The 4,248-nt window shown below is 36.1% G+C and carries 4 protein-coding genes and 1 pseudogene; all 5 read right to left on the reverse strand.

Features of this window, described 5'->3' with window-relative positions:
* Nucleotides 1–497, reverse strand: a 497-nt coding sequence (locus ACTTKP_RS11465; protein WP_442554034.1) for a 3H domain-containing protein, incomplete at its 3' end; no start/stop codon positions are given.
* On the reverse strand, nt 485–1,351 hold the full coding sequence (gene nadC / locus ACTTKP_RS11470; protein ID WP_442554035.1) for a carboxylating nicotinate-nucleotide diphosphorylase: 867 nt from the start codon (nt 1,349–1,351) through the stop codon (nt 485–487). The genes ACTTKP_RS11465 and nadC, both read right to left, overlap by 13 nt.
* Nucleotides 1,317–2,711 carry an L-aspartate oxidase gene (locus tag ACTTKP_RS11475; RefSeq protein ID WP_442554036.1) on the reverse strand — a complete coding sequence of 465 codons (1,395 nt, stop codon included), beginning with the start codon at nt 2,709–2,711 and terminating at the stop codon, nt 1,317–1,319. The genes nadC and ACTTKP_RS11475 overlap by 35 nt, the downstream gene beginning before the upstream one ends.
* Nucleotides 2,712–2,724: 13 nt before the next feature.
* Nucleotides 2,725–3,630 (reverse strand): quinolinate synthase NadA, encoded by a 906-nt coding sequence (nadA, locus tag ACTTKP_RS11480; protein ID WP_442554037.1) that lies wholly within the window; start codon nt 3,628–3,630, stop codon nt 2,725–2,727.
* 244 nt (nt 3,631–3,874) lie between these two features.
* Nucleotides 3,875–4,248, reverse strand: a pseudogene (locus ACTTKP_RS11485) (3-phosphoglycerate dehydrogenase); the annotation flags it as partial.

Consider the following 4,248-nt stretch of genomic DNA (forward strand, 5'->3'; position numbering starts at 1 on the left):
TTTTCTTTAAGCATATTTTCAATCTCATCTATTATTTTTATAGAACGGGCTTCTACTGTATGATAGTGGTAGCCATGGGTTATATTTTTTAACGGTGTGGAAACACCGCTTTTCAAATCATTCATAAAATTGGCAATATCTCGTCTTGAACTTATGTCCAACGGCACACTGATAGTTCCGTACACCCTATGCTCCACAAATACATCAAGCACTGTACCGCCCAAATCTATTATACTCGTAAGTTCCTCTTCAATGTCAGCATCATCATGCCTAACCTTAAAAATACGCCTATTTCCTATAAGTCCCGATAAAATATATCCATTTCTTGTAGCCGTTAAGTCAGGAAACTTCGTTCTGATAATTGCTATATCCGTTACTATTACCTGACGGCTTACTCCTAATTCAGAAGCAAGCATACCGCCTGATACAGGAACTGATGACGATAAAAGTATATCTACAATCTTGTTTCTTCGTTCAATACCTCTTAAACCTTGCATATCTCCTCCGGATGCATATTTTTCATAGAAATATCCAGTATTGGTGCGGAATGTGTAAGTGCTCCGCTTGATATGTAGTTTACACCTAAGTCTGCCAGTTTTGCAACATTTTCTGCTGTTATATTGCCCGAACATTCTGTTTCTGCTTTTCCGTCAATTATTTTAATAGCTTTTTTCATAGTTTCATAGTCCATATTATCAAGCATTATTATATCCGCCCCTGCCTCTATGGCCTCCCTTACCATATCGAGATTTTCTGCTTCTATCTCAATCTTTCTGACAAAGGATACTGTATTTCTTGCCATCTCTACCGCATTCTTTATGCCTCCTGCTGCCGCTATATGGTTATCTTTAAGCATAACTCCATCAGAGAGGTTGAATCTGTGATTGTTGCCACCACCTGCTTTAACTGCATATTTTTCAAAAATCCTATTACATGGTGTGGTCTTTCTTGTATCAAGCAGTTTTATATTACTTCCCTCTAAAATATCCACTATGGAACGAGTATATGTTGCAATACCGCTCATATGTTGCAAATAATTAAGAGCAGTGCGTTCTCCTGATAAAAGAGAATGTAAATCTCCTCTAAGCATTGCAAGTTTCTGTCCTGATTTTACTAAATCTCCGTCACAAGCCATAAATTCTATTTCTATCTCTTTATCAATCAGTTCAAATACTCTTGAAAATACCCTAAGCCCCGCAATTACACCATCCTGTTTTGCTATAAGTTCCACCGAGCCTCTACAAGCATTTGGAAGAACCGCATCTGATGAAATATCTCCAAAAGTAATGTCTTCCTTTAGTGCAAGAAGTATCAGTTCATCCGCATTTAACTCCATTGTAATCTTGTTCATTTTGATTTTTCGACCTTTCTATTTCATTAATTATTAAACTTCTATATTCTTCAAATAAGGCATCAATATCTCTATACTCTTCGTGCAGATTATAAATTATTTTATGGGTTTCATCAAGTTTTACCGCCGGCTCTTCTCTATATCTGTTCTTAACTATGTCATATGATGCCCGCTTTGCAAATACAAGACTTTCCAACAGTGAATTACTGGCTAGACGATTTCGCCCATGTACACCGTTACAGCTTGTTTCCCCCACTGCGTATAGATTTTTCATGCTACTTCTGCTATAACTGTCTACATCTATTCCTCCCATAAAATAATGCTGAGCGGGAACTACCGGAATAGGCTCTTTGGTACAGTCAAATCCTTCTTCCAAGCATTTTTCATATATATGCTTAAAATGCCCTTTAATCTCATTTTTATCTATATTCTCCATAGATAGCCAAACATATTTTGTTCCGCTCCTTCTCATTTCTTCAAAAATAGCTTTTGTCACTACATCCCTTGGCAAAAGTTCATTTACAAATCTCTTGCCCTCTGCATTAAGTAAGATTCCGCCCTCTCCTCTTACAGACTCAGTTATAAGAAATGCCCTCCCTTTCTTTTCTGTATACAGTGTTGTAGGATGTATCTGTATATAATCCATATTTTTTAGCCTAATTCCATGCCTAATTGCTATTGCAAGGGCATCCCCCATAATATGACTATAATTTGTGGAATGCTCATACAATCCGCCTAAGCCTCCACAAGCAAGTACCGTATCCTTTGCTTCAATAGTAATCAGATTGGCATAAGGCTCTTTAAGATTGACAGATGATTTTTCTTTATAAGCCTTAGAATGTATGGCAGTTATTCCCCTGCATATTTTCATCCCTTTATATTCAAAAGTCAATATATCTATCATTGTTATATCTTCCAACAGACTGATATTACTTCTACTCTTAACCTCTTTTATTAAAGTTTCGGTTATTATCTTTCCTGTTATGTCCTCATGAAATAAGATTCGTGGAACTGAATGAGCCCCCTCCTTAGTATAAATTAAGTTCCCATCCTCATCCCTTGCAAAGTCAACTCCAAAATCTATAAGTTCTTCAATAACCGCCTGTGAAGACTTTATCATTATTTCTACCGACTCTCTGCGATTTTCATAATGTCCTGCACGAAGTGTATCTTCAAAATACTTATCATAGTCTTCATCGTTTCTTAGAACACAGATACCTCCCTGTGCAAGGTAAGAATCACATTCATGTACCTTTGCCTTTGTAATAACAGTAACCTGCAAGTTCTTAGGTAAATTCAATGCACAGTAAAGTCCTGCAACCCCGCTCCCTACTATAAGTACATCTGTTTGTAATCTCATAATACTCTCCATTCTAATTACCTGCCAGTTCAAGCATCCTTACCAAAGAATGCTCTGCCTTTCTACCTGTTTCCTCTTCCACATAGGCTGCCGGAGTTTCATTTAGCAGGCAATTATATACACTTTCCAGACTCAGTCTGCGCATACTTGTACATACACCCTTTTTTATAAAATGAAACTTTTTATCAGGGTTATCGGCACGAAGCTTATGCCCGACACCAATCTCAGTACATATAATGAACTCATTACAATCACTTTCTGAAGCAAATTGTATAATTCCACTTGTACTCCCCACATAATCAGATATTTCACATACTTCTATACGACATTCAGGGTGGGTAAGTACCTGTGCTCCGGGATATTTTTCTTTTGCCTCAAGTATATCAGAAGGTGTTATCCTATGGTGCACATGACAATAGCCCTTACCGGGTATTATATTTTTTTCCGGTAGCTTTGTGGCTATCCATCTTGCAAGATTACCATCCGGTATCATGTAAATATTCTTCTGTGGCAGGTTTTTTACTATATTAAATGCATTAGAAGATGTGATGCAGACATCACAAAGTGCCTTTGTCCTTGCTAATGAATTTATATAACAGACTACTGCAAGATCTTCATATTTTTCCCTCACAGCCTCAATCTCTTCCTTTTCTGTCATTATTGCCATAGGACATTCAGCAGACATATCAGGCACCAGAATCTTTTTATCCGGATTCATTATACAGGCACTTTCACCCATAAAAGTCACTCCACAGAAGACTATTATTTTATTTGGAAGTTCTTTAGCCATCTTGGCAAGATAAAATGAATCTCCCACAAAGTCTGCTAAATCCTGTATTTCACCGTCAACATAATAATGAGCCAATATTGCTGCATCTTTTTCTCTACACAACTCTCTTATCTTTTCTGATAAATTCACTTTACTGACTGTAGATTTAATATCATTTTCCATAACAAACCTTTCCCACTCTTTTAATATGTTCTTCGGAATGTTATGATAACACATAACTTTACATCTGACAAGACACTTGTCAAGATATATTAAATTAAGTCTTTACACATCTTAATTTCACCGTAAATTTTTATATATAAAAGAAAAAAAATGAGATAAATAATCCATAAAAATTATTTATCTCATCTTTTTTACTCAAATACATATTAAATTATATAGCTCTAACTTTCAGCACTCCCTCTATTTCACTAAGAGCCTTCCTCATCTCTCCACTAACTTCCTTATCAATATCAAATACAGAGTATGCATAATCTCCCTTACTCTTATTTACAAGCTCCTCAATATTTACATTATAAGAAGAAAGTACAGTAGTAAATTTGGTTATCATACTTGGGATATTCTTATGTAAAAGTGTAATTCTCGCCTTACTTATTAGCTTTGCTACCTCACAGTTTGGATAATTTACAGAATTCTTAATGCTTCCGTTTTCAAGATAGTTCATTATTTCCTTAACTGCCATTACTGCACAGTTATCTTCCGACTCCTCCGTAGAAGCCCCAAGATGCGGTATGGCAATAACTCCCT

The sequence above is a fragment of the Catonella sp. genome (assembly GCF_052169795.1).
In the GTDB taxonomy this organism is placed as follows: Bacteria; Bacillota; Clostridia; order Lachnospirales; family Lachnospiraceae; genus Catonella.

Coding starts and splice junctions, on each gene's coding strand:
- ACTTKP_RS11475 (WP_442554036.1), bottom strand. CDS start 2,711: ATGAGATTACAAACAGATGTACTTATAGTAGGGAGCGGGGTTGCAGGA.
- nadC (WP_442554035.1), bottom strand. CDS start 1,351: ATGAACAAGATTACAATGGAGTTAAATGCGGATGAACTGATACTTCTT.